Annotated in this window: 21 protein-coding genes; 8 read left to right on the top strand and 13 right to left on the bottom strand. The window is 61.9% G+C overall.

Annotated elements, in window-relative coordinates:
* Window positions 1-54: 54 nt before the first annotated feature.
* The 5 genes from HY26_RS07030 (at window position 55) to HY26_RS07050 (ending at window position 3555) form a co-directional block, all read left to right on the top strand.
* Complete coding sequence (locus HY26_RS07030; protein ID WP_112073215.1) at window positions 55-603, top strand: methylated-DNA--[protein]-cysteine S-methyltransferase; 549 nt, start codon at window positions 55-57, stop codon at window positions 601-603.
* A gap of 7 nt (window positions 604-610) precedes the next feature.
* On the top strand, window positions 611-1807 hold the full coding sequence (locus HY26_RS07035) for a winged helix-turn-helix domain-containing protein (protein ID WP_112073216.1): 1197 nt from the start codon (window positions 611-613) through the stop codon (window positions 1805-1807).
* A gap of 15 nt (window positions 1808-1822) precedes the next feature.
* Window positions 1823-2242, top strand: a complete 420-nt coding sequence (locus HY26_RS07040; RefSeq protein ID WP_034763496.1) for a Fur family transcriptional regulator — start codon at window positions 1823-1825, stop codon at window positions 2240-2242.
* Window positions 2243-2396: 154 nt separating this feature from the next.
* A complete protein-coding gene (locus HY26_RS07045; RefSeq protein ID WP_112073217.1) occupies window positions 2397-3098 on the top strand; it encodes a hypothetical protein in 702 nt (233 codons plus the stop codon).
* A gap of 40 nt (window positions 3099-3138) precedes the next feature.
* Window positions 3139-3555: a DUF1489 family protein gene (locus HY26_RS07050; protein WP_112073218.1), complete on the top strand. Its 417-nt coding sequence runs from the start codon at window positions 3139-3141 to the stop codon at window positions 3553-3555.
* 3 nt (window positions 3556-3558) lie between these two features.
* Here HY26_RS07050 and HY26_RS07055 read toward each other — a convergent pair whose 3' ends face one another.
* Window positions 3559-4467 (bottom strand): DMT family transporter, encoded by a 909-nt coding sequence (locus HY26_RS07055; protein ID WP_034763514.1) that lies wholly within the window; start codon window positions 4465-4467, stop codon window positions 3559-3561.
* Window positions 4468-4651: 184 nt separating this feature from the next.
* On the opposite strand from HY26_RS07055, the gene HY26_RS07060 reads away from it, so the two are divergent.
* Complete coding sequence (locus tag HY26_RS07060) at window positions 4652-6448, top strand: NAD(P)/FAD-dependent oxidoreductase (RefSeq protein ID WP_112073219.1); 1797 nt, start codon at window positions 4652-4654, stop codon at window positions 6446-6448.
* 21 nt (window positions 6449-6469) lie between these two features.
* On the opposite strand, the gene HY26_RS07065 is transcribed toward HY26_RS07060, so the two are convergent.
* Window positions 6470-7825 (bottom strand): pilus assembly protein TadG-related protein, encoded by a 1356-nt coding sequence (locus HY26_RS07065; protein WP_112073220.1) that lies wholly within the window; start codon window positions 7823-7825, stop codon window positions 6470-6472.
* A 281-nt stretch (window positions 7826-8106) separates the two neighbouring features.
* On the opposite strand from HY26_RS07065, the gene HY26_RS07070 reads away from it, so the two are divergent.
* Window positions 8107-8928 (top strand): sulfite exporter TauE/SafE family protein, encoded by an 822-nt coding sequence (locus HY26_RS07070; RefSeq protein ID WP_034763522.1) that lies wholly within the window; start codon window positions 8107-8109, stop codon window positions 8926-8928.
* Between the two features lie 4 nt (window positions 8929-8932).
* Here the strand turns inward: HY26_RS07070 and HY26_RS07075 are convergent, their stop codons facing one another.
* The 6 genes from HY26_RS07075 to HY26_RS07100 all read right to left on the bottom strand — a co-directional run bounded on the left by HY26_RS07075 (window position 8933) and on the right by HY26_RS07100 (window position 15165).
* On the bottom strand, window positions 8933-9940 hold the full coding sequence (locus HY26_RS07075; protein WP_158531440.1) for a HupE/UreJ family protein: 1008 nt from the start codon (window positions 9938-9940) through the stop codon (window positions 8933-8935).
* Window positions 9930-10796 carry a peptidyl-prolyl cis-trans isomerase gene (locus tag HY26_RS07080; protein WP_112073222.1) on the bottom strand — a complete coding sequence of 289 codons (867 nt, stop codon included), beginning with the start codon at window positions 10794-10796 and terminating at the stop codon, window positions 9930-9932. The genes HY26_RS07075 and HY26_RS07080 overlap by 11 nt, the downstream gene beginning before the upstream one ends.
* Before the next feature lie 17 nt (window positions 10797-10813).
* On the bottom strand, window positions 10814-12724 hold the full coding sequence (locus HY26_RS07085; protein WP_112073223.1) for a DUF3604 domain-containing protein: 1911 nt from the start codon (window positions 12722-12724) through the stop codon (window positions 10814-10816).
* A gap of 93 nt (window positions 12725-12817) precedes the next feature.
* Window positions 12818-13186, bottom strand: a complete 369-nt coding sequence (locus tag HY26_RS07090) for a hypothetical protein (protein ID WP_112073224.1) — start codon at window positions 13184-13186, stop codon at window positions 12818-12820.
* 27 nt (window positions 13187-13213) lie between these two features.
* A complete protein-coding gene (locus tag HY26_RS07095; RefSeq protein WP_034763532.1) occupies window positions 13214-14041 on the bottom strand; it encodes a universal stress protein in 828 nt (275 codons plus the stop codon).
* A gap of 83 nt (window positions 14042-14124) precedes the next feature.
* On the bottom strand, window positions 14125-15165 hold the full coding sequence (locus HY26_RS07100) for a Glu/Leu/Phe/Val dehydrogenase (protein WP_112073225.1): 1041 nt from the start codon (window positions 15163-15165) through the stop codon (window positions 14125-14127).
* Between the two features lie 316 nt (window positions 15166-15481).
* On the opposite strand from HY26_RS07100, the gene HY26_RS07105 reads away from it, so the two are divergent.
* Window positions 15482-16900, top strand: coding sequence for a TrkH family potassium uptake protein (locus HY26_RS07105; protein ID WP_233351555.1), 1419 nt, complete (start codon window positions 15482-15484; stop codon window positions 16898-16900).
* 12 nt (window positions 16901-16912) lie between these two features.
* Here HY26_RS07105 and HY26_RS07110 read toward each other — a convergent pair whose 3' ends face one another.
* The 5 genes from HY26_RS07110 to HY26_RS07130 form a co-directional block, all read right to left on the bottom strand.
* The gene (locus HY26_RS07110) at window positions 16913-18415 is read right to left on the bottom strand and encodes a hypothetical protein (protein ID WP_112073226.1); all 1503 of its coding nucleotides are present in this window, start codon (window positions 18413-18415) and stop codon (window positions 16913-16915) included.
* Between the two features lie 197 nt (window positions 18416-18612).
* Window positions 18613-19311, bottom strand: a complete 699-nt coding sequence (locus tag HY26_RS07115) for a TlpA disulfide reductase family protein (protein ID WP_158531441.1) — start codon at window positions 19309-19311, stop codon at window positions 18613-18615.
* A gap of 110 nt (window positions 19312-19421) precedes the next feature.
* Window positions 19422-20591 (bottom strand): OprO/OprP family phosphate-selective porin, encoded by a 1170-nt coding sequence (locus HY26_RS07120; protein WP_051599712.1) that lies wholly within the window; start codon window positions 20589-20591, stop codon window positions 19422-19424.
* Between the two features lie 140 nt (window positions 20592-20731).
* Window positions 20732-21940: an acetyl-CoA C-acyltransferase gene (locus tag HY26_RS07125; RefSeq protein WP_034763542.1), complete on the bottom strand. Its 1209-nt coding sequence runs from the start codon at window positions 21938-21940 to the stop codon at window positions 20732-20734.
* Window positions 21941-22151: 211 nt separating this feature from the next.
* Window positions 22152-23744, bottom strand: a complete 1593-nt coding sequence (locus HY26_RS07130) for a phosphoenolpyruvate carboxykinase (protein WP_112073228.1) — start codon at window positions 23742-23744, stop codon at window positions 22152-22154.
* Between the last annotated feature and the right edge of the window lie 57 nt (window positions 23745-23801).

The following is a 23801-nucleotide window of genomic DNA, read 5'->3' on the forward strand; positions in this document are numbered from 1 at the left end:
CATTTGTTCCCAGCAGGGATGGACTCATATCTCGTTCTGAGAAATGTTCTCTCTATGTTCAAGGAGTGGGCGTCCCATTTTGATACACCGATCGGCCGGTGCGGCCTTGCCTGGACCGAGGCAGGGGTGACCGGTGTGCAGCTGCCGGAATCCGATCCGGAACAGACTGTCGCGCGCATCACACGCCACGGCGCCGATCTGGTGAAGGAAGCGGACGTGCCGCCGGAGATCGCCGAAGTGATCACAGCCCTGAAGACCTTCCTGTCGGGTGGGCCGACCAGCTTTGACGGCCTCCGGCTCGACATGGATCGGCATTCCGCCTTCGACCGGGCGGCCTATGATGCGCTGCGCAAGGTCGGCTGGGGCAAGACGGTCACCTATGGCGAACTGGCAGCTACGATTGGCCGGCCGAACGGTGCACAGGCCATCGGTCTGGCCATGGGGCGCAATTCCTGGCCGGTGATCGTGCCGTGTCACCGCGTGCTGGGGGCCAATGGCTGGATGGGCGGCTTCTCCGCACCAGGCGGCCTGCTGACCAAGAAAGAGCTACTGGCCCGCGAAGGCGTCTATCCCGACGGCGGCCAGCTGACACTGTTCGAGTGATGAGTAGATGACCTCGGCACCGCTCGAAATCCGCAATCGGGATGCCCGCCGTCTCTGGCTGCACGCACAGGGCCTGTCGGCCACACCGACAGGGCCATTGGACCTGGCGGCGCTCATCCGCGACCTGGGTTTCGTCCAGCTTGACTCCATCCGCGTCGTCTCGCGGGCGCATCACCACATCCTCTGGTCCCGCAACCAGAACTATCGCGAGCCCATGCTCGAAAAGCTCATGCGCAAGGAACGCGGCGTCTTCGAGCATTTCACGCACGACGCCTCCGTGATCCCGATGGAGTTCTATCCCAATTGGCGCCGCCAGTTCCGGCGGCTGGAGAAGAAAGTGCGCGGCTGGGAATGGCACCGCGGCATGCTCGACGCCGATGGCCGGGCATGGATTGTGGACCGCATCCGGCAGGAAGGCCCGCTCAGCACCAAGGCTTTCGACACGAAGGTCGAGGGCCCGCGCGAGATGTGGCGCCGCCCGCCGCACAAGCTGGCGCTGGATTACATGTGGTATTCTGGGGCACTCTCGACCTCCCACCGCGAGAATTTCACCAAATTCTACGATCTGACTGAACGGGTGATTCCCAGCCATCACCGGGAAGACGAACCGCCCGATCATGAACAGGTCGACTGGCTCTGCCGCGAAGCGCTCTCGCGCATTGCCTTTGGTTCTGAAGGGGACATCCAGCGTTTCTGGGATGCCGCGGATCTGGCTGAGGTAAAGGATTGGGCCGCACGGCAGAAACGCCTCGTACCGGTGCGAATCGAATGCGCCGACGGCAAATGGACGAGCGGGCTCGCCCCGGAAGACATCGAAGCCCGTCTGGAGGCTGCCCCGGCGCCGACCTCGCGCCTGCGCATCCTGAACCCATTCGATCCGGTAATCCGCGACCGGGCCCGGCTGCAGCGTCTGTTCGGCTTCGACTACAGGATCGAGATCTTCGTCCCGGCGGCCAAACGCCGCTGGGGCTATTATGTCTATCCGCTGCTGGAAGGGGACCGCATGGTTGGCCGGGTGGAGGTAAAAGCCGACCGGGCCGCCGGAACGCTAAGCGTGGAGCGTCTCTGGCCGGAAGCCGGCATTGCCTGGACCGCCGCCCGGGAGGCCCGGCTGGACGCGGAACTGGCACGCTTCGCACGGCTCGCTGGAGTTGACAGCATCGACCGCAGCCAACATCAGAAACTGGACTTACCGTCGCGCTAAGGGCAAATACGTATCATGGATCGACTCGAAAAACTCTGCGTTGAGAAGGGCCTCCGCATGACGGAGCCCCGGCGCGTGATCGCACGTGTGCTCTCGACCTCGACGGATCACCCCGACGCCGAAGAGCTGCACCGCCGGGCCAATGCCCAGGATGCCTCCATCTCGCTCGCTACAGTGTATCGCACCGTGAAACTGTTCGAGGATGCAGGGATCATTCAGGCCCACGATTTCCGCGATGGCCGCGCCCGCTACGAGGAAGTGCCGGACGAGCATCACGATCACCTGATCAATGTGCGCACCGGCGAAGTCGTCGAATTCCATTCCGAGGAAATCGAGGAGCTTCAGGAGCTGATTGCCAAGAAGCTGGGCTTCCGGCTGGTCGACCACCGTCTGGAACTCTATGGCGTACCGCTCAAGGATGCCGACAAGGACTGACGGCCTGCGCCTTCGGGGGCAGTTCTGTTCAACTCACGTAAATCATTGATGGCGCATGCTATGATCCGTCCTGGTCATGGCTAAGTCCGGCGTGATCCGCCGTAGTGATGCCGTAATCCGGGCATAGCCCTGCCCGGAGGATTGCGTCACCGTCATGTTTCTAGCCTGGCTGCTCACCTTCACCCTGGCGACCGGATCGGGTCCGATGAATTCCGCGCTGGAGGCGACGGAAGCCCCGACCACGCTGCGCGCGGCCTTCACGGTGGAGCTGCAATCGTCGCACGCACGGCGCGTCTACCGCTTTGACCCGCGCGAGAAGGGACGGGATCGCTGGACGGCGCTGGCCTGGGAAGGCGAGGACGAGGAACTCGACAATGTCGCTGCCGAATGGGCCAATGAGGCCGCCCCGGATGGGCGCCTGTTCCCGGACGATCTGCGTGCCAGTCTCGGGCCGCAGGTAATGGTGGACGACAAGGGCGCCGCCTGGAAAGTTTCTTTCCACCACCGCCCCTCCAGCAATGACGGGGAGTTTGATATCTGGGCCGCCCAGCGCCTCGCCGCGACGGCCTGGCTGGACCCTGTGGGCGAACGGTTCCTGCGGATCGACTACACGCTGCCGCATCCGGTTTCCGGTCCTGAAGGTGGCACGCTGACCCGCTACGACCAGTCCTATTTCATCCGGACGGAGCCTCGCTGGGGCATGAGCTACGTGTCCGGTTTTTCCATCGACCTGCAGGCCCGCGCAGCCTTCCGTACGATCGACCGGCGGTATTCGGCCAACATCGTGCAGGCGGAATTCTTCTTCGCCAGTAACGAGGCCCAGCAGGAATTCGAGTCGGCCCAGCTGATACAGTAGTCGCTTTGGCCTCCGGGCCTGCGCGCGCTAGACTGACGCCATGACGATTCACATGGTGAAACTCAGCGTCGGTTCCGAAGATGTCGACGACATTGCCCGGTGGCAGGCCCGATACCTGAAGACCTCGCCCAATCCGGCGCACTACACTCGCATGTTTCCGAAACGCGCAGAGGAAATCCTGCGCGGCGGGTCGATCTATTGGGTGGTGAAGGGCGCGATCCGCGTGCGCCAGCGCATCGTCGATATCCGTCAGGAAAAGGACTCCGAGGGCCGGGACATGTGCGCCCTGATCTTCGACCCGGAACTGGTGCGCACCTATGCGCAGGCAAAGCGTCCCTTTCAGGGCTGGCGATACCTGAAGCCTGAAGATGCCCCACGTGATCTGAAGTCCGGCGAAGCGGCGTTGAATATTCCGCCAGACCTCGACACCGCGCTCAAGAATGCCGGGGTCTGGTAGATCTTACGGCGCGATTTCGGCGGCCGCAGCGCGTGCTTCCCGGCGGGCCGTGAAGTGCGTCTCGAACGCCACGACGAGGCAGGCGAGAATGATGATCGCCGCGCCGCCATAGAGCCGGATGCTCGGTATCTCCTGGAAAAAGGCGTAACCGAACAGGGATGACCAGATCAGGCCCGTATATTCGAACGGCGCCAGTGTCTGCGCCTTCGCCCGGGCATAGGCGAACGTCATGAACGACCAGATGCCGACCGCCGCCACCGCAGCCCCGCCGAGCTTCGGCCAGGCATTCACCTCCGGCAGGACGCCGGTGAAGGGCAGGAAGGGGATCAGGAACAGTGCGGGCAGCACGTTCATGAAGGTCACCAGCGTCAGCGCGTCCTCCTCCTTCGTGCGCATCCGCAGCAGCACGATGTTCAGGGCATACCCAACGGCAGAGACCAGCATCGCCGCGATCCCGTAAGCGCGAACGCCCGCGGCCGGGGCACTCGCCGGTTCGCCTGAAATCGCGATGGCCGCGCCGACGAAACCGACCAGTGAGGCGCCGACCGTGACCGGACTCATCCGCTCTCCCAGCAGGACCCGCGCGATCGGCGCGATCATCAGGGCGGCGGTGAAGCCCATCACCACAGCCTCTGCGAGCGTGATCTGTGTCAAGGCGTAGAAGAAGGTGAGCGATGAAATCACCTGCGCAATCGACCGCAATGTGTGAAAGCGGATGGCTTTCAGGCCGGGCATGGGGCGACGCGCAGCCAGGAACAGCACGACCATGATCATGGAGGCGAGGATATAGCGCCAGGCCGTCGCCGTGATCACGCCTGTGCCGCCCAGGGTGACGCCCTTCATCGTGGCGTCGAGCGTACAGCCGCACAGGACGGCAATGCAGACCAGAATGATGGGATGGGGCAGGCGCATGGGGCGGAGCCTTCGCTGGCGCGCCGCTTTCCGTCAAGCGGAGATATCGCCGGCCGTATGCGGCTGGAACAATTTCTGTCTCAGGTTGGCGTTGGGTCAGCCTGTTTCAGGCGACCCGGTTCCGGTAAACTGGATTTAGCCGGGCAAAAAGATCCGGACGAGGAAACATCAGGAGGAAACGGCCATGGCAGATGATGCACGGCCTGAGGCGTTTGACCCCGACGCCCTGCGCGACAAGTATCGCGCCGAACGCGATAAGCGCCTGCGCACAGAAGGCAATGAGCAATATGTGAACATGGTGGGTGACTTTGCCCATTATATCGACGATCCATATTGCGAATTCGAGCCGCGCGATCCGGCCACGGACCATGTGGAAGTCTGCGTCATCGGCGGCGGCTTTGGCGGCCTGCTGGCAGCAGGAAAGCTGCGTGAGGCCGGGTTCGACGATATCCGCATGATCGAGAAGGGCGGTGACTTTGGCGGGACCTGGTACTGGAACCGCTATCCCGGCGCCGCCTGTGACATCGAAAGCTATATATACCTGCCGCTGCTGGAAGAGACCGGCTACATGCCGGTGGAAAAATATTCCCGCGCGCCGGAAATCCTTGAGCACTCCCGCCGTATCGCCCGGCACTATGATCTCTACCGAAATGCCCTTCTGGGTACGGAGATCACCGGGCTCAACTGGATCGAGGAAAAGAACGCGTGGCAGGTGCTGACCAATCGCGGTGACGATTTCACCGCGCAATTCGTGGTCATGTCGAATGGTCCACTGAACCGGCCAAAACTGCCGGGCATCCAGGGCGTGGAAACCTTCAAGGGACACTCCTTCCACACCAGCCGCTGGGACTATGACTATACCGGCGGCGATTGTTCGGGCGAGCTCGACAAGCTTTCGGACAAGGTCGTCGGGATCATTGGTACCGGCGCGACCGCCGTTCAGTGCGTCCCGCATCTCGCCCGCGGCGCAAAGCATCTTTACGTGTTCCAGCGCACGCCTTCATCAGTGGATTACCGGGGTGATCGGCCGACAGACCCGGACTGGGTGAAGTCGCTCCAGCCTGGCTGGCAAAAAGCGCGGATGGAGAATTTCAATACGCTCGTTTCAGGCGGGTTTGCTCCTGTGGACATGGTACAGGATGGGTGGACGGACATTATCCGCAACCTGCTGCATATCGCGACACAGGAAGGCAACAAGGACCTGTCCCCGGAAAAACTGTCTGAGTTGGCCGAGCTGGCCGACTTTAAGAAGATGGAACAGGTGCGTGGCCGGGTTGACGAGATCGTCAAGGATCCTGCCACGGCGGAGGCGTTGAAGCCCTGGTACCGCCAGTTCTGCAAACGGCCCTGTTTCCACGATGATTATCTCGCGGCCTTCAACCGGGACAATGTCACGCTGGTCGATACCGAAGGGCAGGGCGTCGATGCCATCACCGAGCATGGCGTGGTCGTAAAGGGCAAGGAGTACAAGGTCGACTGCCTGATCTATGCGACTGGCTTCGAAGTCGGCACGGATTACACCCGCCGGGCCGGCTACAATCCGGTTGGCGAGGATGGTGTGTCGCTGGCGCAGGCATGGGGGAATGGCATGCGCAGCCTGCACGGCATGTTCGTGCACGGATTCCCGAACCTGTTCGTGATGGGTCCGGCGCAGGCTGGCTTTACGGCGAACTACCCGCATCTGCTGGCAGAACAGGCCGTGCAGATCGGCTACACGCTGGCCGAAACGAAAGCACGTCAGGCCGGAAGGTTCGAACTGACGGAAAAGGCCGAACAGGCCTGGGTCGATACGATCATCGAGAAGGCCATGCTGCGCCAGCAATTCCTGGAGGAATGCACGCCGGGTTACTACAACAATGAAGGCAAGCCGAGCGAGCGCGCCCGTCAGGATCTCTCCTATGGCGCCGGGCCCGATCCGTATTTTGCCATTCTGAAACAGTGGCGGGAAGAAGGGGAGCTGGCGGGACTGTCGCTCGGTTGAGCGGCCCCGCCAATCGCCGGATCAGTAGGTGATGCGCAGGTCCGAAATGGACTGGGCGATCTTGGTGTAGGCGTCGGTCAGTTCGTCGGCGCTTTCAGCCTTGAAGGCGAACTCCGTACCCGATGCGCAGTATTCGAGGATCTGCTTACCTTGTGACGGAGCCTTGAACGCGACGGTATAGACCCGCACGCCTTCCTCCTTGATGTTGTCGCAGAGTTTCTTGGCCTGGTCGAAGGATGAGCCTTCACCGGTATTGTGCCAGTTCAGGAAGTCACCGTCGGTCATGATGATCATGGCCTTGGCAGAGTCCGGCGCGTCATATTCCAGCGGATCGGACCCCGATGGCCAGACACTGTCCCATTGGGGAGAGATGGCATACCAGCCCCAGGCGATGCCGATATGTCCGGCGGTGCCGCCATTGGCATTCAGCTTACTAATATAATCTTTGAGCTTGTCCCGGTCATCCGTCAGCGGAAGAGGGCCGATCGGGTTGCAGGAAGCCATGCTCCAGCGATCACGGCGGGAATCGTATGTCGGCTCGATGGCCTCGATCCAGGAAAAGGGGCCGGGATCTTCATCCGTATAGGCTTCTGACCCGAGGCGTTCCTCGACACAGGTATTGGTGAAGGTCTCCGAAGAGGTGTGCTCAACGTCCTGATATTCGTAACGGCGGCAACGGCCATTGCGTCTCCATTCCACGCACACCCTTTCCGTTGTGGTGTAGGTGTTGGTGAACGTGCGAGTCGGGTTCAGGTTCGTGACTTTCTTGAAGTAGTCACCTGCATCTACATAGTTGGAATAGGAAACCATAGAGATACGGACATCGCCCATATCTTCGGTGGCGCCCGTCGGCAGAAGGACGTCGACGGCATCTTCTGCGGCATCCTTCAAGGCGCCCATCTTGCCATCCCAACCCATAGAGCCCGAGATGTCGAATACGAACGAAACGTCGACATTACCGATCCCGTAGGTGGAGCCGGAGGTGACTGTGAAATCCAGATACTGGTAGCCGATTAGTTCGGTCAGCGTGGTTTTCTGCTGGCACTTGATCGTGGCGTTGATGTCCTGTGAGCCTTCCGAATAGGTGACTTCAACAGGCTTGCAGCCAACGGCGTAATTCTTGGCCTTCACCACGCCATCGACGAAATTGTTGATATAGGTGTTGATCTCGGCCTTGGACTTGCCTGCCTGCATTTCGCGAGAGCCGGCGATCACCGCATTGTCCATCGTATACTGGATGAACTGGCGGCTCGTATTGGTGTTCTGCAGGTCGATCGCGATACCGACCAGTGCCAGAATAGGGATGATCGCAATTGCCAGAATGATCGCGACATTGCCTTCGCGATTATCGATCCAATTGGTCAACTTGTTCAACATGCGCTTGTCCCACCTGTAGACATTCGGAATGGATTATGGGCGATTAACGTTTCCACCAGACTAAGAAGCAGGTGAAAACTCCTTACGCTGTGCAAGTATCTGGTAAGGATTCCTGGGGGTGCCTTCGGGAGAAAACAGGCCAATTTGCGTAAGGCCTGCAACAGAACGCAGCGTTTCACGCTGGCCATGTCAGGCCGGCTCGTGCAAACAGCCTGCATAAACAAACCGCAGGCGCAAAGCACCAGACGGATCATTTCGGGCCATCGCGGGAGGAGGAGAGAATGGATCTGGTCGTTCAGTATGGCCCGCTACTCGTGGCGCTTGCCCTGGCAGGTGCGGCCGCCGGGCTCGCCGCCGGCCTGTTCGGCATTGGCGGCGGCGCCATCATCGTGCCGGTCCTGTACTTCCTGTTCGATGCCATGGGCTATGGCGAGGCAGCGATGCATGTGGCCGTATCGACCTCGCTTGCCACGATTATCCTCACCTCTGCGCGCAGCGTCAGCGCTCACAACAGCCATGGTGCTGTCGACTGGTCGATCATCCGCGGATGGGCGCCATGGATCGTGCTGGGCGCGCTGGCAGGCATGTCGCTTACGGGATTCCTTTCAAAGCGGGCCCTGCTCGGCATCTTCGGATCGCTCGCTTTCGTGTTGTCGGCCCAACTGTTTTTCGGGCGTCCCACTTGGCGCCTTGCCGATGACATGCCGAAGGGGCCGCTGCGCGCGGCACTGGGCATGGCGGTGGGGGCATTGTCGGCGCTGATGGGGATCGGCGGCGGCACGTTCGGCGTCAGCCTGATGACACTCTACGGCCGGCCGATACACCAGGCTGTTGCGACCGCCGCCGGTTGGGGGGTGGCCATCGGTCTGCCGTCCGCCATCATGGCAATCTATATCGGCTGGGGGCGGGAAGGCCTGCCGCCATTCTCGCTCGGCCATGTAAACCTTGCGGCTTTCGCGCTGATCTCGCTGTTCACTGTCACGATGGCGCCGGTCGGGGCATCGCTGGCACACAAGCTCGACGCGGCGCGCCTCCGCCGGATGTTCGCCATTCTGTTGGCCCTGGTTGCTGCGCGCATGTTGTGGAAGGCGCTCGGGCTCTGACAGTTCAGACGCCGAAGAAGGCCCCGGCGATCCGCTCGACCGCCCAGTAGCTGCCCATGAAGCCGATGAAATAGGCGAGCCCCACGCGCACCGGCACCATGCGCTTGGCTGCCAATTTGTGAACGACAAACGCTGCCGCCAGCAGGGCGCTCACAAACAGGACTTGCCCGGCTTCCACGCCGACATTGAACAACAGCAGCGCCATCGCCTCGGCCCCTTTGGGCAAGCCGATCTCCGCCAGCGCGCCGGCAAATCCAAAGCCGTGGATCAGGCCGAATCCGAAGGCGATAGCCCATGGAATGCGCTGGCTGAGCGTGTCCCAGCCCTTGATCCGATGCATGGCCTCGGCGCCCAGCAGCGCGATACTCATCGCGATGGTGATCTCCACCGGCGGGCCGGGCAGGGTGACGCCGCCGAGTGTGGCTGCCGCCAGCGTGATGGAGTGCGCAACGGTGAAGGCAGTGAGGGTCAGCAACAGTTGTTTCGGGCGTACCAGCAGGACCATGCCCAGCACGAACAGGAGGTGGTCCCAACCGAAGATGATGTGCTCTACGCCGATCCGAAAATAGGTGGTCACAGGTGCGCCGGTGGGGACGGTAAGGTCCAGCACGGGGGAGGAGGGGCGCAACACGGCGCCAATATCGTCGCCCTCCAGCCGGTCGATCCGCACAAATGCGTCTGTCAGGGTTCGCTCCAGCCCGTCGATCCGGATCTCGCCCTGATTGAGGTCGCAGCTGGTTGTCCATCGCTGTACCAGCGTCCCGCCGGGCGAGGCGACATATTCACCTTCGCGCGCGCAGTCGTTCGGAAAGACCGGGTCGATCTTCAGGCGCCGTCCATCCAGTACGGGCTGTTTCCATGTGACGTCATAGACGCCCGGGGACGTCTCGATCACTTCCAGATAGGCCGGGCGCACTTCATGCGCCGCTGCAGGCGCTGCGGACATCAGCCAGACGACGAAGCCTGCAAGGAAGGCCGTCAGCCAGCGGATCAGACCGGAGCTATTCGGCATTGATGCCTTCAACCTCGACCTTGTAGCGGGCGATGATTTCCTGGATCGCTTTTTCGTTTTCCTCGCGCCGTGTCTGATCCTGCCAGTCGGCAAGGACGGCATCTTTCACGTCATCGAAGGGTGAAAGCTGGGGCGGGGCATTGGCGCTGACCTGGACGAGGTGCACGCCGAGGGCGGAGCGGATGGGGCCGGTCCAGAGGTCCGAGGCCGGCGTTGCGGCGATCGATTGCGCAAACTCGCCGCCGAACAGGCGTACGACTTCGCGAAGCGGCAAGTCACCATAAGCACGCTGCAGCATGAACGGGTCGCCTGCCTCCCGCCAGTCTTTTCCGGCGTTCAGCTCACCGAGCAAGGCTTCCGCGTCAGAAGTTGCGGAAGCGCCTCGAACATCCTCGCTCAGAAAGACGTGCCGGAACGTGACCTTCTGCGGTTCGGTAAACCGGTCCGCATGGGTCTCGTACCATTCGAGCAGAACGGCATCGTTCGGCGTTTCCTCGCGGGCGAGGTCGGCGACCATGAAGGTCATCTTTTGTGCGAGGCGCCGGGTCACGATCGTGTCGCCTTCATCGAGGCCGAGACGCTTGGCTTCCCGGGCCAGCGCCTCGTCGCGCACATAGTCATTGACCATGGCCACCATGTCTTCGCCGGACGGCAGCGAGCCCGCTTCCGCCGTGTAGATCGAGGCGAGGCGTTCCAGATCCGCACTGGAAACGCGGATGGTGCGCGCTTCATTGGCCCGCCCGGACGCGACAAGGTTCCAGGCGATGAACACCGCCAAAGCGGCGAAGATGAAGTGTACGAGCGGCTCGCGCAGCAGCACGGGCCAGCGGCGCACCTGTTCGGTCGTGTCGGTCAAATTGTATTCCTGTCGCGTCAGCCGCCGGGGATATACCAGATCGGGGACGTGTAGGCACGTTCCTGGATCGTCTCCGGTACGTCAGGCCGCGGCGGGGTGCCGTTGCGCATGGCTTCCCATGTCGACCAGCGGCAGGATGGGTTTTCCAGCACGCGGACATAATAGGTCGCGCGGCGCGCCGGATCGAAGTCCGGATCGCTCCAAAGGACTTTCAGCTCGCCGGCACCCTCATTCGACGGGGTACAGGTCGACATATCGACCGAGGCGCCGTTGTCGGTGCAGCGGCGAGTGGACGGGTCCGGCGTGCCATTGTCACAGGCGACGTCGATGACTTCCTCGCCATCGCTGGTCACCTTCACCACCTGCAGGCGCTGAAGTGTGCCGCCATTCGGGTCGCGCTGGGCCCAAGCGATGAAGGCCGGGGCTTCGCCGGTGCCGACCAGATCGCCGCCCATCGGCACGCCGCCCTCATAGGCTTCGTGCGAGAGGTTTGCAGACGCCAGCATGTCTTCGTCAAAGCCGAAGCCGCCGAAGAAGCGCACTTTCATGCGCGGGCCGGTCGTCGCGAAGGTTTCCTTGCGGCGGAAGGCATCGAAGATGGCTTCGCGTGTGTTTTCCTCCGCCCAGACGCCCGTCAGGCCGCTGGCGCTCCAGCGGGAGAACCAGTGTTTGGCGCTCATGACGGCGGAATTGTCTTCCGGCTGGTCGCCCCAACCGGTTGTCCCGGGGAAGGGGACGGAACCGCGTGCAACAGGTGTTCCGTCGACTATGCCGATCTTCGACCAGTAGTCAGCCTCCGAATAGGCGCCGCCGGCCACGTGGCTGTCAGAAGCGGCCACCAGGCCGAAACGGAAGGGGTCAAAGCCCTTTTCTTCCTGCAGTTTCAGCCCGTTGCGATAGGCTTCGCGGACATAGGAACCCTTCGTCGCGCCGACCGTGAAGGCGCCCAGGAGTTCGTCATAGATTTCGAAATTCGCCCATTCGTCATTGGGGGAGAGGTCCGGGTGGGTCTCGCTCGTACCTTTGACCTGCGTCACCTCGACCAGTGGCTCATTGCGCATGCGTTGTTCGGCATAGGCCGTATCGAGCGGCTCGCCATTATATGTTTCCAGACGGAACATCTGGCCGTCAGACACATTGGAGTTGTGCGGGATGGAGATGACTTCCATGCCGGCTTCGCGCTGCGCATCCATCCAGTCCCACAGATCTTCCGGATTGGTGGAGTCGAGCGTCGAGAAGGCCCGCACAGGCGCCTTGCCCTTGAAGAAGACGTTGCGGTGCAGGTTGCCGCCGCCAAAGCCGCCATTCTCGTCCGGCGTGGTCACCGAGGTGAATTCATAGGCGGCAAAGGTCGTGAACTTGCCGGGCTGGTTGTATTTGTCTGCGGCAGCCACATTCTGAAGCCAGACCGAATTGATCGTATCAAGATCATACATGTCTTCGATTGGCTTGCCGGTGCGGACCGACTGGCCAACGCCCTGGAAGGCCGCGGTGATCTTTTCCGGATCGGTCGAGAACATGTCCTTTGCGCGCGGCAGATCGGAGAGTTTCGTTCCGGGTGTGTCCATGGCCGGCAGGATGCCGAGATATTCGGCGTGGTCGGTCACCGTGTAGAAGTCGAGCGGGCCGCCCGCAATGGTCATGTCAAAGCCGGACGGGTGCTGGATGGTTTCGCCGAGCGCGAAGCGGTAGGCGTCATCGGCGGTGCGGCGCACGTTGAAGATATAGGCGTCGAAGCTGGACCGCGTGTGGATATGAAGGTCGCCGAAATAGGCGTTGCGATCGGGGTTGTAGCCGGCCGTGCGTCCGATTTCTGCCGCCGGTGCGGTCTCCGCCGCAGGCGTGCTGGCTTCTTCTGTTGATGTGGCTGTGCCGCTGCAGGCCGCCAACGTCATGATCACGGCCAGAGCCGTTGCTTGCTTCAACATGCATTCCTCCCTCTCGCGCCTCTATATTGGCACTTGGAGTGCATTTAGATCGCGATTGGGAGGAGTGTCCAGCCTGACGCGGCGTCGCAACTGCTATACGGTTGAAATGTCCGTAATCTTGTAGGTGAGCGGTGTTTCGCCATGGCTTGCCACGGTGATGTATTCGCCTTCCTTGAAGACATGGTCACCCAGCCGGTAGCCGGCTTCGTCGTCACCCTCATCGTCTTCGTCATAGTGGAATTTCCACTGGTTGCCGCGATGGGTCAGCAGGCCGGTCGCATGCTCGTCCGGGTCGGGGTGGAAGCGGGTGACCCGGCATTCCTTCTTGTGTTCCCGCCAGGTGTCGACATCCAGATGACCATCTTCGGTCAGCGGCGCGACGATGAAATATCCGATGCGGGTGTCGCCCTCGGTGATGCCGGGATTGCGGGCGAGCTGCAGGGTAATGCGTTTCAGAGTCATCTTTTTCTCCGGTTTAGCGGGCCAGAATTAGCGGGCAAGAGCGAGCGCTGGGGCTTCGTCGGCATCCAGCAGGCGCTGGGTCGTACCGCCGAACAGGCGTTCGCCAATGCGGGAATGGCCATAGGCCCCCGCAACAATTATTGAAGCGTTACTGCCTTTGGCGAGGGACAGGAGACCGCTGGCCACCTGGCCTTCGATCGGCATGCGCTTGTGTTTCACATTGTGGGAGTCGAGCCAGGCTTCGAGGGCTGCCGGACTGGAGGCATCACGGGGCTGGTCCTTGCCGAGATCGGATTCGTTCTGGGCGATGATCACCTCTCCGAATGCCTTGACGATCGGCAGGTGGAACCGCACGGCGCGGGCAGCGCCATTGGACCCGTCCCACGCGACGACCACCGGTCCATCGGTCAGCGGCTCAGACCCGGCCATGACGACCGGCAGGCGTGCTTCCATCAGGACATATTCGAAAGACAGGCTCAGCGGATCTGCTGCTTTCTGGACGCTGTGTGGAAACACAACGGCATCGGCGAGCGTCGCCGCATTGGCCCCGGCCCGCTCGGCTATATCGACGATGTGGGAAAAGTCGCACGGAATGTTTGCCCCGTCGGTTGCCGCCTCAAAGGTCGCTTTTGCACGGGCGATCACTTCTTCCTGCAGGGCGGAGATATCCCGCGTTGCGTTGGCCGCGAGGCCCGTCGCTTCCGGGGTCGACATCACGATCAGCGTCGAGGTGGGGTCGGGCAGTGCGCATACGCCGCTGACCGGCACGTTGAGGCGCCGGGCAATTCCCAGAGCGGTCAGTGTCGAAGCGCGGTCAGCTGATTCCGACCCTTCCAGCATGGCGACAACGGACATGTGCGTCTCCCTGTTAATTCACCCGCAACGGGCTTTCAGGACACCACGTCTAACACGCTGAACGTGCAATTGTGCAAGGGATTCTACTTAGCCGCGGCGATCCGCTCGCGCGCGATCCGGTCCGCCACTTCATTGGTCGGGGTATCGTGAGCGAGCGCCTCGTCGAGGACTTCCCCCAGTGTCTCGACCAGCCGGGCGAGTTTCGCATCCACCCACTCGCGGGAATAGTTGCCGGAAATCTCTGCCGCGACATTGATGATGCCACCGCCATTGATAACATAGTCCGGCGCGTAGAGGATGCCTTTCCGGCGCAGCAACTCGCCCATTTCCGGCACGACCAGCTGGTTGTTGGCACCGCCGGCAATCGCCTTGAACCGGAAGCGTTCCAGCGTCTGCTCATTGACGACAGCGCCCAGGGCGCAAGGTGCGAAGATGTCAGCGCTGACATCGTAAATGGCGTCCGGTGCAACGATCCGTGCGCCGGTCCGTTTTGCGACTGCATCCAATGCAGCTTTGTCGATATCGGTGATCACCAGCGTCGCGCCGGCTTTGGCCAGATGGTCACAGACATATCCGCCGACATGGCCGACACCCTGAACGGCAACCGTCTTGCCGTTCAGGTCATCGCTACCGAAAGCGCGCTTTGCGGTTTCGAGAATGCCGAGGAATACGCCTTTCGCTGTGATAGGCGACGGGTCGCCTGAGGCGGCTTCACCCTGATCGAGCCCGGCAACATAGGGTGTTTCCTCCCGCACGATCGCCATGTCCGCGACGCTGACGCCGACATCTTCGGCGGTGGTGTACAGGCCCTGCAGGCTGTTCACGGCCCGGCCGAATGCGCGGAACAGTTCCGGGGATTTGTCGGTGCGGGCATTGCCCCAGATTACGGCCTTGCCACCGCCGAGCGGAATGTCCGCCATGGCATTCTTGTAGCTCATGCCCTGGCTGAGGCGCAGGGCGTCCTTCAGCATGGCCTCGCCGGTATCGTAATTCCACATCCGGCACCCGCCTGCTGCCGGCCCGCGCGCCGTGGAATGGACGGCAATAATCGCCTTCAGGCCGCTGTCTGCGTCGTGAAACAGGTGGACACCTTCATGGGCATCGTAGGAGGGGTGATCGAACATGACGCTTCCGGGTGGCTGCAATTAGATACAAATGTAACGAAGACGCCCGGCTTTAGAGATCGCTTTCCCTTCGGTCAATCACAGGGCCCACCCGAATCCGGCAGATGCGGTCCGCTCTGGCGCAGTTAATGCAGGCAACGTAGGATTTGCCTGCTGACCGGACATATGGCTGATGACCCGATCGAACCTGATGATTCTGCTGCTCGCCGCGTGCCCGGCACCCGCCGGGGCGCCGTGTTGACGTCTTCGCAGCTTTTCCCGGCTATGGTTACCGCCTGACATGCAGCTGCGCCCGCTACTCCTTGCCATCGGCATTATGACCGTGCTCCTGGGCGTGGCCATGCTGCCGTGCGCGCTGATCGACTGGGCCGACAAGCGCCCGGAAGCCTATGTGTTCTCGGTCTCCTCCTTTGGTGCCGTGTTCATCGGCACATGCCTGTGGGTGCTGGCACGCGGGGAGGTGGAGCGGACCGGACAGCGCGAAGGCTTCCTGTTGACCGTCCTCGTCTGGACCGCACTGCCGGCCGTTGCCGCCATCCCGTTCGTCGCGTCCGGCATGAGCTTCACCGACGCCATGTTCGAAAGTGTCTCCGGTCTGACCACGACCGGCGCAACCGTGATGACGGGACTCGACTCCCAGCCGCGCGGCCTGTTGCTGTGGCGTTCGATCATCCAGTGGTTCGGCGGCATCGGCATCATCGTGACCGCGATCGCTATCCTGCCGCAACTGCGCGTCGGCGGGATGCAGCTCTTCCAGCTGGAGAACTCGGACCGGTCCGGCAAGTTCCTGCCGCGCGTGACCGATATCGCGACCTATCTGGGCCTGACCTACCTCATCATCTCGCTGACCTGTGCGCTGGTTTACTATCTCTGCGGCATGAGCTGGTTCGACGCGATCTGCCACGCCATGACCACGATGTCGGCGGGCGGTTACTCCACGCACGACGCCTCGTTCGGCTATTTCAACGATACGCCAGCGGCCTATGCAGCGACCTTCTTCATGTTCGTTGCCGGCCTGCCGTTCAGCCTTCTGGCCATGCTTCTGCTGCAAGGCCGGATCATGCCGATGCTGAGCGATCCGCAGCCGCGGCTCTATGCGGGCATCGCGTTCGTCCTCGCCAGCATCATTGTCATCTATCACGAGGCGGTCGTGGACCCGCCGATCTTCGACCACGTGTTCCACGGCTTCAAGGAAGCCCTGTTCAACATCATCTCGGTCATGACGGGGACGGGGTATGCCTCTGCGCCCTATGACACCTGGGGCACGCCGGTGATGGCGATCTTCCTGGGGGCGACTTTTGTCGGCGGTTGTGCCGGGTCTGCCGCCTGCGGTCTCAAGATGTTCCGTCTGGAGATCGCCTCCAAAGCCATGCTCGCTTATTCGCGCCGCATGGTTCAGCCGCACCGCCGGGCGCCGATCAAGTATGGCGGCAAGAATGTCGATGAAGACACACTGCAGTCCGTCATGGTCTTCATGTTTCTCTACTTCGCGACCTTCCTGATCTCGGCCGCCCTGTTGGGCCTGGACGGGCTGGATCCTCTGACCGCGATATCGGGTGCGGCGACGACGGTATCGAATGTCGGCCCCGGCCTTGGTCCGATCAACGGACCGTCCGGCACATTCCAGGATTTCTCCGACTTCGCCACCTGGGTCTGCACGATCAACATGCTGCTCGGGCGGCTGGAATTCGTGGTCGTCTTCGTGGTGCTGACCCGCCGCTTCTGGCGCGGGTAATCCGGTTACAGATCAGTTCCAGGGATTGAAGCGCCGGGCGGGGCGTGCGGGCTGGGCCCCTTCGGATTCCGGCCCGGATTTTTCGACAGGCGCCTGAGGTTCCGGTGTTGCCGACGTCGTTTCAGAGACTGCGGGCAAGGGCTCGGCCGGTATACCCGGCTTCAGGTCAGCTTCCGTGAAGCCAAACTCTGCATCCTGTTCCATCCGCCACTCCTGCGTCGGATCAGGCTCCGCTTCCTCAGGCATGTCATCCGGCAGGTCGACGGTCCCATCGATCAGGTCGCGTTCGGCTGGCTCCGCAGCGGCGGCCGGTGCGCGCGGCTCTGTGCGGTGCGCGGCATGCGTCGACCCGAGACCAAAACCCGATGTAATGCCCGACAGGCTGAAGCTGCGCGGCGCTTCAGGTTCTGGTTCTGGAGCGGACTCTTGTTCCGCTGCCGTTTCAGCGGCGGGCTCAGGTACAGGTCCCGGAGCTGGCTCGGGCGCGGCTTCTGTTTCTGTAGAACGGTAACGGCTGAGATCGCTCATGCTGCCGGAAAATATGCCTGAACCGAATACGGGGGCGGGCCGCTGAGCAGGGGCGGCCGGATCTTCAGCGGGGGCATCCGGCTCGGCGGCAGGTGTATCGTCTTCGGCGCCAGCATTCCTGATTGATTCCCAAACATCATTCTCGCCGCCGAAGGGCTCTTCGGCCGCGAGCGCTTCCTCAGCGGCTTCGGTCACAGTGTCCTCGACCGCTAGTGGAGGCTCCGGTGCGGCCGGCGCTTCGAACTCCGCGGCAACCGCATAGGTGCGGGCGGTGTCTTCCGACCCTGCGAAGGGCGCGTAGGGCTCGGTTTCGGCAACAGGTTCCGGTTCGGGGACGGGTGTGACATCTTCTGCAGGTGCTTCTGCGGCGGCCGGCATTGCGGGTGCTTCCACAATGGGTTCCGGCACAAGCTCTGGCGCAACATCCAATTCGGTTTCTTCCGCCACCCGCGTCGCCGGGGGCGGCGCCGTATTCACCTGGTCGGCCATTGCCGCGATGGCGGCCTGCATGTCGGCCTGGCCTTCATATTCCGGCTCGGGCAGTTCGTGCTCTTCGAGCGGGTAGGAGTCATCGCCGCCATCTTCCGGATGCTCGAAGCTTTCCGGCTTGCTCAGGGGCGCTGACGTCTCGGTCTCCGTCTCGTCTTCCGTATCCGCCTCGTCCAGGCTGCTCAGCAAGGCAGAGATCGCCTTCTCGGCGCCGCGCGCATGGCGGTGCGCTTCGCGGTACAGGTCTTCAACGAACTCGGTGTAAGGCCGCCCATCCACATCGGTTTCGCCTGCGAAATCCTCCGGCGAACAGGTCTCTATTTCCCGGCCCAGCGTGTCGGTCAGCAAGAGGGAGTGCGGCGCAGCCGTCAGCGTCACACGATACCCTTCGGTGTCGTGCTTGATCGAGCCATTGTCGCTTTCTTCCCAGCTGACCCGCTGTTTGCGGGTCATCTCATCGAGCTTGTCGATCAGGCGTTTGGTCGAAGCATGCAACATTCCGGGGTGTCTCCCGTTTTCCTGTCCGGAGCCTACCAGTTAGCCGGTGCAGGCCGATTGTTCAAATGCTGCATCAAGAATCGGGCCAGGAAACTCAGCCTGTGATGGCTGCGCTGGCAAGTGGTACCGGAACGGGCCAGGTACGACGCCCGGTTGTGCCTTTCCAGGCCAGATCGAACCGCGCCGGGAAGCGGTGTCTACTGCTCCGCCTTCACGCGGGCGATGTCTTTCAGGAAGTCCTTGACCGGCTCGCCCCCCGCCGCGGAGAATTCGCTGCGATAGCCCTTCACAACCCCATCGGGTGAGACGAGCAGGTAGGAGGGGGTCCAGCCGATCTTCAGCGCGCTGCGCAGGCTGGTGTCCGTGTCGATCACGACCGGATAGGAATAGCCCTTCTCGGCGAAGTAGGCGTCGACAGAGCCGTACTTCTTGTACATCTCTTCCGGTGTCGTTCGTGCGGCGCTGGCCGGGACGTGGATGGACAGGAAATCGAGATCCGGATCCTGGTTGATGGCTCTGGACAGCGCGGCGACGTAAGGCCCGTCCGCCAGGCAGTCGCTGCACCACAGGCCCCAGACATCGATCACCGTCCAGTTTGTGAGTTCGCTGGAATCGAAGGTCGATCCGTCGAGCATCGTGCCGGTGATATGCGGCAGCTGCTCGCCCAGGAGCGCATATTCATACGGCCGGCCATAATCATCGCGGCGGAGGCTGCCATCATCGGCCAGGGGTAGGGGATTGGCCGTGATGAAGCCGGTCGCGTCGGCGGGCAGGATGGACTCTGCATCCGTCGCGGCTGTCGCCGTATCGGCCGGGGCTTTCGCATTCCCGCTCGCTGGGCTGCAGGCGCTCACAAGTGAGATCAGGGCGGCGGCGGAGAGAAAAGTTCGGATCATTCGGGCAGTTCCTTCGAGCATTTCCAGCTACCTAGTGATGATTGCCCAGACCCGGAACTAAGGAGAACGATGAGGAAAGCTATTCACAGAAGATGCAACAGAACGCGGGATCAGAAGTCGAACTGCATCCTCAGGCTGATGCCGGTGACATCTTCCGATGCCCCACCTGCCAGCAGGTAGGTGGTGAAAGCCGGGGCGAGCCCGAAGGACGTCGACCCCAGATCCGCCTCGGATCGGTACAGGTTTATTCCTGCGTGGACATACGGGGTGGCAAACCAGTCCGCTGCGATCGTGAATGTGTTCAGCTCCCCGCCATCTGCGGCACTGTCCGACAGGTCCAGCCGGTCCGCCCGGGCGGCGAGGACCAGTGCGCCGGAGCCGCCCGCCGTCACAGGCCGGTAGACCTCGGGCCGGTCGAATCTGTTATGCTCATAGGTCCGGTGGCCGCCGAACACATAGCCGGCTTCGGTGTAGCCGCCGGTATAAGTTGCATCCGCTCCCGCAGATCCGTTTGCCTGCAGCTGGCCATATTCGCCAGCCAGCCAGAAGGAGCGGTGGATCCAGGCCGCTTCGACTCCGCCGAACAGGTCGTCGCTGGCAAATCTGGGAGTCGCAATAATCGCTCTGGCTTCATGCGAAACCGGGCGCTGCCGGTAGCGGAAGTCTGCGTCCCCCGCTTCGCGCCAACGCAACGACATTCCAAAATGCAGCAATTCGGTATCGGTCAAGATGGGGGTGAACACGTACCGGGCCGCCGCCACATGACCGCCTGAGAAAGCTGTATCATTGGCATTATCGGCAAAAACACCGGCATAAACAGAATGGCGGGGTCCATTGCGCTCCAGCTGGACGCCCACGCGCCGGTCGAACTCGAATGCGTCGGTGAACGCCGCGCGCTCATAAAAGACCAGGAAGCGTCCGGAAGTCTGCTCGTCCAGCGAGTTCCTAGTCTTGAACTGCCCGGCCCGCACATCCCAGCCTGACTTGCCCAGTGCCTGTTTAATGTAGGCGTCGGTAATTTCGATATCGCTATCATTGTTGAGAGCCAGCTCCACTCTCAGCTTGGTGCGGTCGCTCCTGAGATCCAGTCCGATGCGGCCCGTCCGAAGCTCGCCACGGTCATGGTCAAATCCCGACTCGTCACCGCTTGATCGCGTATAGTCATACTGAAGTCGCCCGAAGACCTGACGCTCCCAGTCCTCGGCAATTGCTGTCGAGGGCAGGAGGGCCAGCGCCAGAAGAGCGGTCGTGCTGGTACGCGAGAGGGATTTGAGAAGCACCGGGAATCTCTCCGCGACGTACAAAATAGCGCAGGAGATATAGAGTTTATGTGACAGTTAAACTCAAGTTTGATGACGCTAATGTTACAAAAAAGCCCCGGCAAATGCCGGGGCTTTCCTGTTGCTGTAGCCGCTATGGCTTAGCTGTAGATCTCGAACAGGCCGGCAGCGCCCTGACCACCGCCGATACACATCGTGACGACGCCCCATTTTGCGCCGCGGCGCTGGCCTTCCATCAGGATGGAGCCGGTGCAGCGGGCGCCGGTCATACCGAACGGGTGGCCGATGGAGATCGAGCCGCCGTTCACATTGTATTTCGCCGGGTCGATGCCCAGGCGGTCGCGCGAATAAAGGCACTGCGACGCGAAGGCTTCGTTCAGTTCCCAGAGGTCGATGTCGTCGACCTTGAGGCCATGACGTTCCAGCAGACGCGGCACGGCGAAGACCGGGCCGATGCCCATTTCATCCGGATCGCAACCGGCGACGTTGAAGCCGACGAAGCGGCCGAGCGGCTTGAGGCCGCGTTTTGCGGCTTCCTGGGCTTCCATCACCACGACAGCGGCAGCGCCATCGGACAGCTGCGATGCGTTACCGGCGGTGATGTACTTGCCTTCCTTGACGACCATGCCGCCCGAGAGGACAGGCTTCAGGCCAGCGAGGGATTCTGCGGTCGTGCCCGGACGGTTACAGTCGTCGCGGTCAACGACGACTTCCTGGAAGGTCTCTTCGCCCGTTTCCTTGTTGACGAGTTTCATCCGCGTCTTCAGCGGAACGATCTCTTCAGCCATGTGGCCGCTTTCCTGGAAGGCGGCGGTGCGCTTCTGGGATTCAGCGGAGTACTCGTCCTGGTATTCGCGGCTGACGTTGTATCGGTCAGCAACGATTTCGGCGGTTTCGATCATCGACATCCAGACGGCCGGCCATTTTTCGTACAGGCCTTCTTCCACGATGCGGTAGCGGTTGGTCTTGCCGGAATGGGCAACCAGCGACAGGCTTTCGACACCGCCGCCAACAGCCACCGGTGCGCCTTCGTTGATAACGGTGTGCGCAGCATTGGCGATCGCCTGCAGGCCCGAGGAGCAGAAGCGGTTGATGGTGGCGCCTGCGGTCGAGGAAGGGCAGCCGGCGGCCAGCGCGATGTTGCGGGCGACGTTCATGCCCGTTGCGCCTTCCGGCTGGGCGGAGCCGAAGAACACGTCTTCCACGGCGGCGGCTTCCACGCCAGCACGCTCAAGCGCGGCCGACATGACATGGCCACCCATGACGATTGGGTGGGTGTCATTGAGACCTCCACGGTGGGTCTTGGTCATGCCCGTACGGGCGTAAGATACGATAACGGCTTCACGCATGGATTTCCCTCCAAGGACTGCAGTGATTGTTGCGGTGCACCCTACTGGCCCAATGAAAGGAACGCCAGCCCTTCCGTTCGCGTAAACGGCATGAAATCACGGCAAATTTTGCCCCGATAACGCGCCGGTGAGGTGTCAATGAGGGACAGGAATGCAAAAAAGCGCCGCCTGGGGGCAGGCGGCGCTCAATTTCAGATAGGTCGGATCAGGCTCAGACCGTGACTTTTGCCTTCGGTGCGGCGGCCTTCACGGCATCGTCCACATAGCTTTCGAACTTGGCGAAGTTCTCAACGAACATGTCGGCCAGTTTGGCGGCCTGCTTGTCAAAGGCAGCGACGTCGGTCCAGGTCGAACGCGGATCGAGGATCTTCGCATCCACGCCCGGCACGTTTTCCGGAACCAGGAAGCCGAAGGTTTCGTCTTCGCGGAAGCTGGCGCTGTTCAGCGAGCCGTCGAGGGCGGCGTTGAGCAATGCGCGGGTTGCCTTGATCGGCATGCGGTGGCCGGTGCCGTACGGGCCGCCGGTCCAGCCGGTGGAGACCAGCCAGCAGTTCACATCGTACTTGCCGATCAGTTCGCGCAGCAGGTTTCCGTATTCGGACGGATGGCGCGGCATGAACGGGCCGCCGAAGCAGGTGGAGAAGGTCGCCGTCGGTTCGGTGACGCCTTTCTCGGTGCCGGCAACCTTGGCGGTGTAGCCGGACAGGAAGTGGTACATCGCCTGGGCCGGTGTCAGCTTGGCGATTGGCGGCAGGACGCCGAAGGCATCTGCCGTCAGCATGATGAGGTTTTTCGGCTGGCCGCAGCGGCCGGACAGGGACGCGTTCGGAATGGCCGAAATCGGATAGGCGCCGCGGGAGTTCTCGGCGAGCGTCGCATCGTCGAGGTCAAGCTGGCGGGTGTCGGCGTCCATCACGACGTTTTCGAGGACGGTGCCCCACTGCTTTGTCGTGGCGAAGATTTCCGGTTCAGCTTCTTCCGACAGCTTGATCATCTTGGCGTAGCAGCCGCCTTCGAAATTGAAGAGGCCGTTTTCCGACCAGCCATGCTCGTCGTCGCCGATCAGGATACGGCTGGCGTCGGCCGACAGGGTCGTCTTGCCGGTGCCCGACAGGCCGAAGAAGATGGCGGCATCATCGTCCGGCGAAGTGTTCACCGAGCAGTGCATCGGCATGACCTTCTTGGCCGGCAGGTAATAGTTGAGCGCCGTGAAGACGGACTTCTTGGTCTCGCCGGCGTAGGACGTGCCGCCGATCAGGACCATGCGCTTGGCAAAGTTCACCGCGATCACGGTTTCGGAGCGGCAACCATGGCGTGCCGGATCGGCGCGGAAGCTCGGGCAGTTAATGATCGTGAATTGCGATTCGAAGTTCTCGTACTCGCCGGCTTCTGGAATCCGCAGCAGGTGGCGGATGAACAGGGAGTGCCAGGCGTATTCGGTGACCACGGTCACCGGCAGGCGATGGGACAGGTCCGCGCCGCCGAACAGTTCCTGTGCGAACACGTCCTTGTCGGCGAGGTGGGCTTTGAAATCTTCGAAGAGGGCGTCGAACTGCGCCGGCGTCATCGAGGCGTTATTGTCCCACCACACAGTGTTTTCTGTGGTTTCGTCACGGACAGTGAACTTGTCTTTGGCGGATCGGCCGGTGTGTTGTCCGGTTTCCACAACAAGAGGGCCGCCCTCAGCGACACGTGCTTCGCCCGTTGCAACGGAGGTCTCGTAGAGACGTGTTTCGTTCCAGTTTTTGCGGACGGATTTTGGCTGAATCCCCAGTTCTCCAAGGATCGCTACAGTATCGCTCATTTTAGCCTCTGTTCCTGCCTTTTAATGCTGTTTCCCCAGCGCATTTCGTGCGCTCGT

It is taken from the genome of Hyphomonas sp. GM-8P (assembly GCF_003263315.1).
Taxonomy (GTDB): domain Bacteria; phylum Pseudomonadota; class Alphaproteobacteria; order Caulobacterales; family Hyphomonadaceae; genus Hyphomonas.

Bases quoted from the DNA above. Each gene is read 5' to 3' on its own strand.
- HY26_RS07030 (WP_112073215.1), top strand. From the start codon at position 55: ATGTTCAAGGAGTGGGCGTCCCATTTTGATACACCGATCGGCCGGTGC.
- HY26_RS07035 (WP_112073216.1), top strand. From the start codon at position 611: ATGACCTCGGCACCGCTCGAAATCCGCAATCGGGATGCCCGCCGTCTC.
- HY26_RS07040 (WP_034763496.1), top strand. From the start codon at position 1,823: ATGGATCGACTCGAAAAACTCTGCGTTGAGAAGGGCCTCCGCATGACG.
- HY26_RS07045 (WP_112073217.1), top strand. From the start codon at position 2,397: ATGTTTCTAGCCTGGCTGCTCACCTTCACCCTGGCGACCGGATCGGGT.
- HY26_RS07050 (WP_112073218.1), top strand. From the start codon at position 3,139: ATGACGATTCACATGGTGAAACTCAGCGTCGGTTCCGAAGATGTCGAC.
- HY26_RS07055 (WP_034763514.1), bottom strand. From the start codon at position 4,467: ATGCGCCTGCCCCATCCCATCATTCTGGTCTGCATTGCCGTCCTGTGC.
- HY26_RS07060 (WP_112073219.1), top strand. From the start codon at position 4,652: ATGGCAGATGATGCACGGCCTGAGGCGTTTGACCCCGACGCCCTGCGC.
- HY26_RS07065 (WP_112073220.1), bottom strand. From the start codon at position 7,825: ATGTTGAACAAGTTGACCAATTGGATCGATAATCGCGAAGGCAATGTC.
- HY26_RS07070 (WP_034763522.1), top strand. From the start codon at position 8,107: ATGGATCTGGTCGTTCAGTATGGCCCGCTACTCGTGGCGCTTGCCCTG.
- HY26_RS07075 (WP_158531440.1), bottom strand. From the start codon at position 9,940: ATGCCGAATAGCTCCGGTCTGATCCGCTGGCTGACGGCCTTCCTTGCA.
- HY26_RS07085 (WP_112073223.1), bottom strand. From the start codon at position 12,724: ATGTTGAAGCAAGCAACGGCTCTGGCCGTGATCATGACGTTGGCGGCC.
- HY26_RS07090 (WP_112073224.1), bottom strand. From the start codon at position 13,186: ATGACTCTGAAACGCATTACCCTGCAGCTCGCCCGCAATCCCGGCATC.
- HY26_RS07095 (WP_034763532.1), bottom strand. From the start codon at position 14,041: ATGTCCGTTGTCGCCATGCTGGAAGGGTCGGAATCAGCTGACCGCGCT.
- HY26_RS07100 (WP_112073225.1), bottom strand. From the start codon at position 15,165: ATGTTCGATCACCCCTCCTACGATGCCCATGAAGGTGTCCACCTGTTT.
- HY26_RS07105 (WP_233351555.1), top strand. From the start codon at position 15,482: ATGACCGTGCTCCTGGGCGTGGCCATGCTGCCGTGCGCGCTGATCGAC.
- HY26_RS07110 (WP_112073226.1), bottom strand. From the start codon at position 18,415: ATGTTGCATGCTTCGACCAAACGCCTGATCGACAAGCTCGATGAGATG.
- HY26_RS07115 (WP_158531441.1), bottom strand. From the start codon at position 19,311: ATGATCCGAACTTTTCTCTCCGCCGCCGCCCTGATCTCACTTGTGAGC.
- HY26_RS07125 (WP_034763542.1), bottom strand. From the start codon at position 21,940: ATGCGTGAAGCCGTTATCGTATCTTACGCCCGTACGGGCATGACCAAG.
- HY26_RS07130 (WP_112073228.1), bottom strand. From the start codon at position 23,744: ATGAGCGATACTGTAGCGATCCTTGGAGAACTGGGGATTCAGCCAAAA.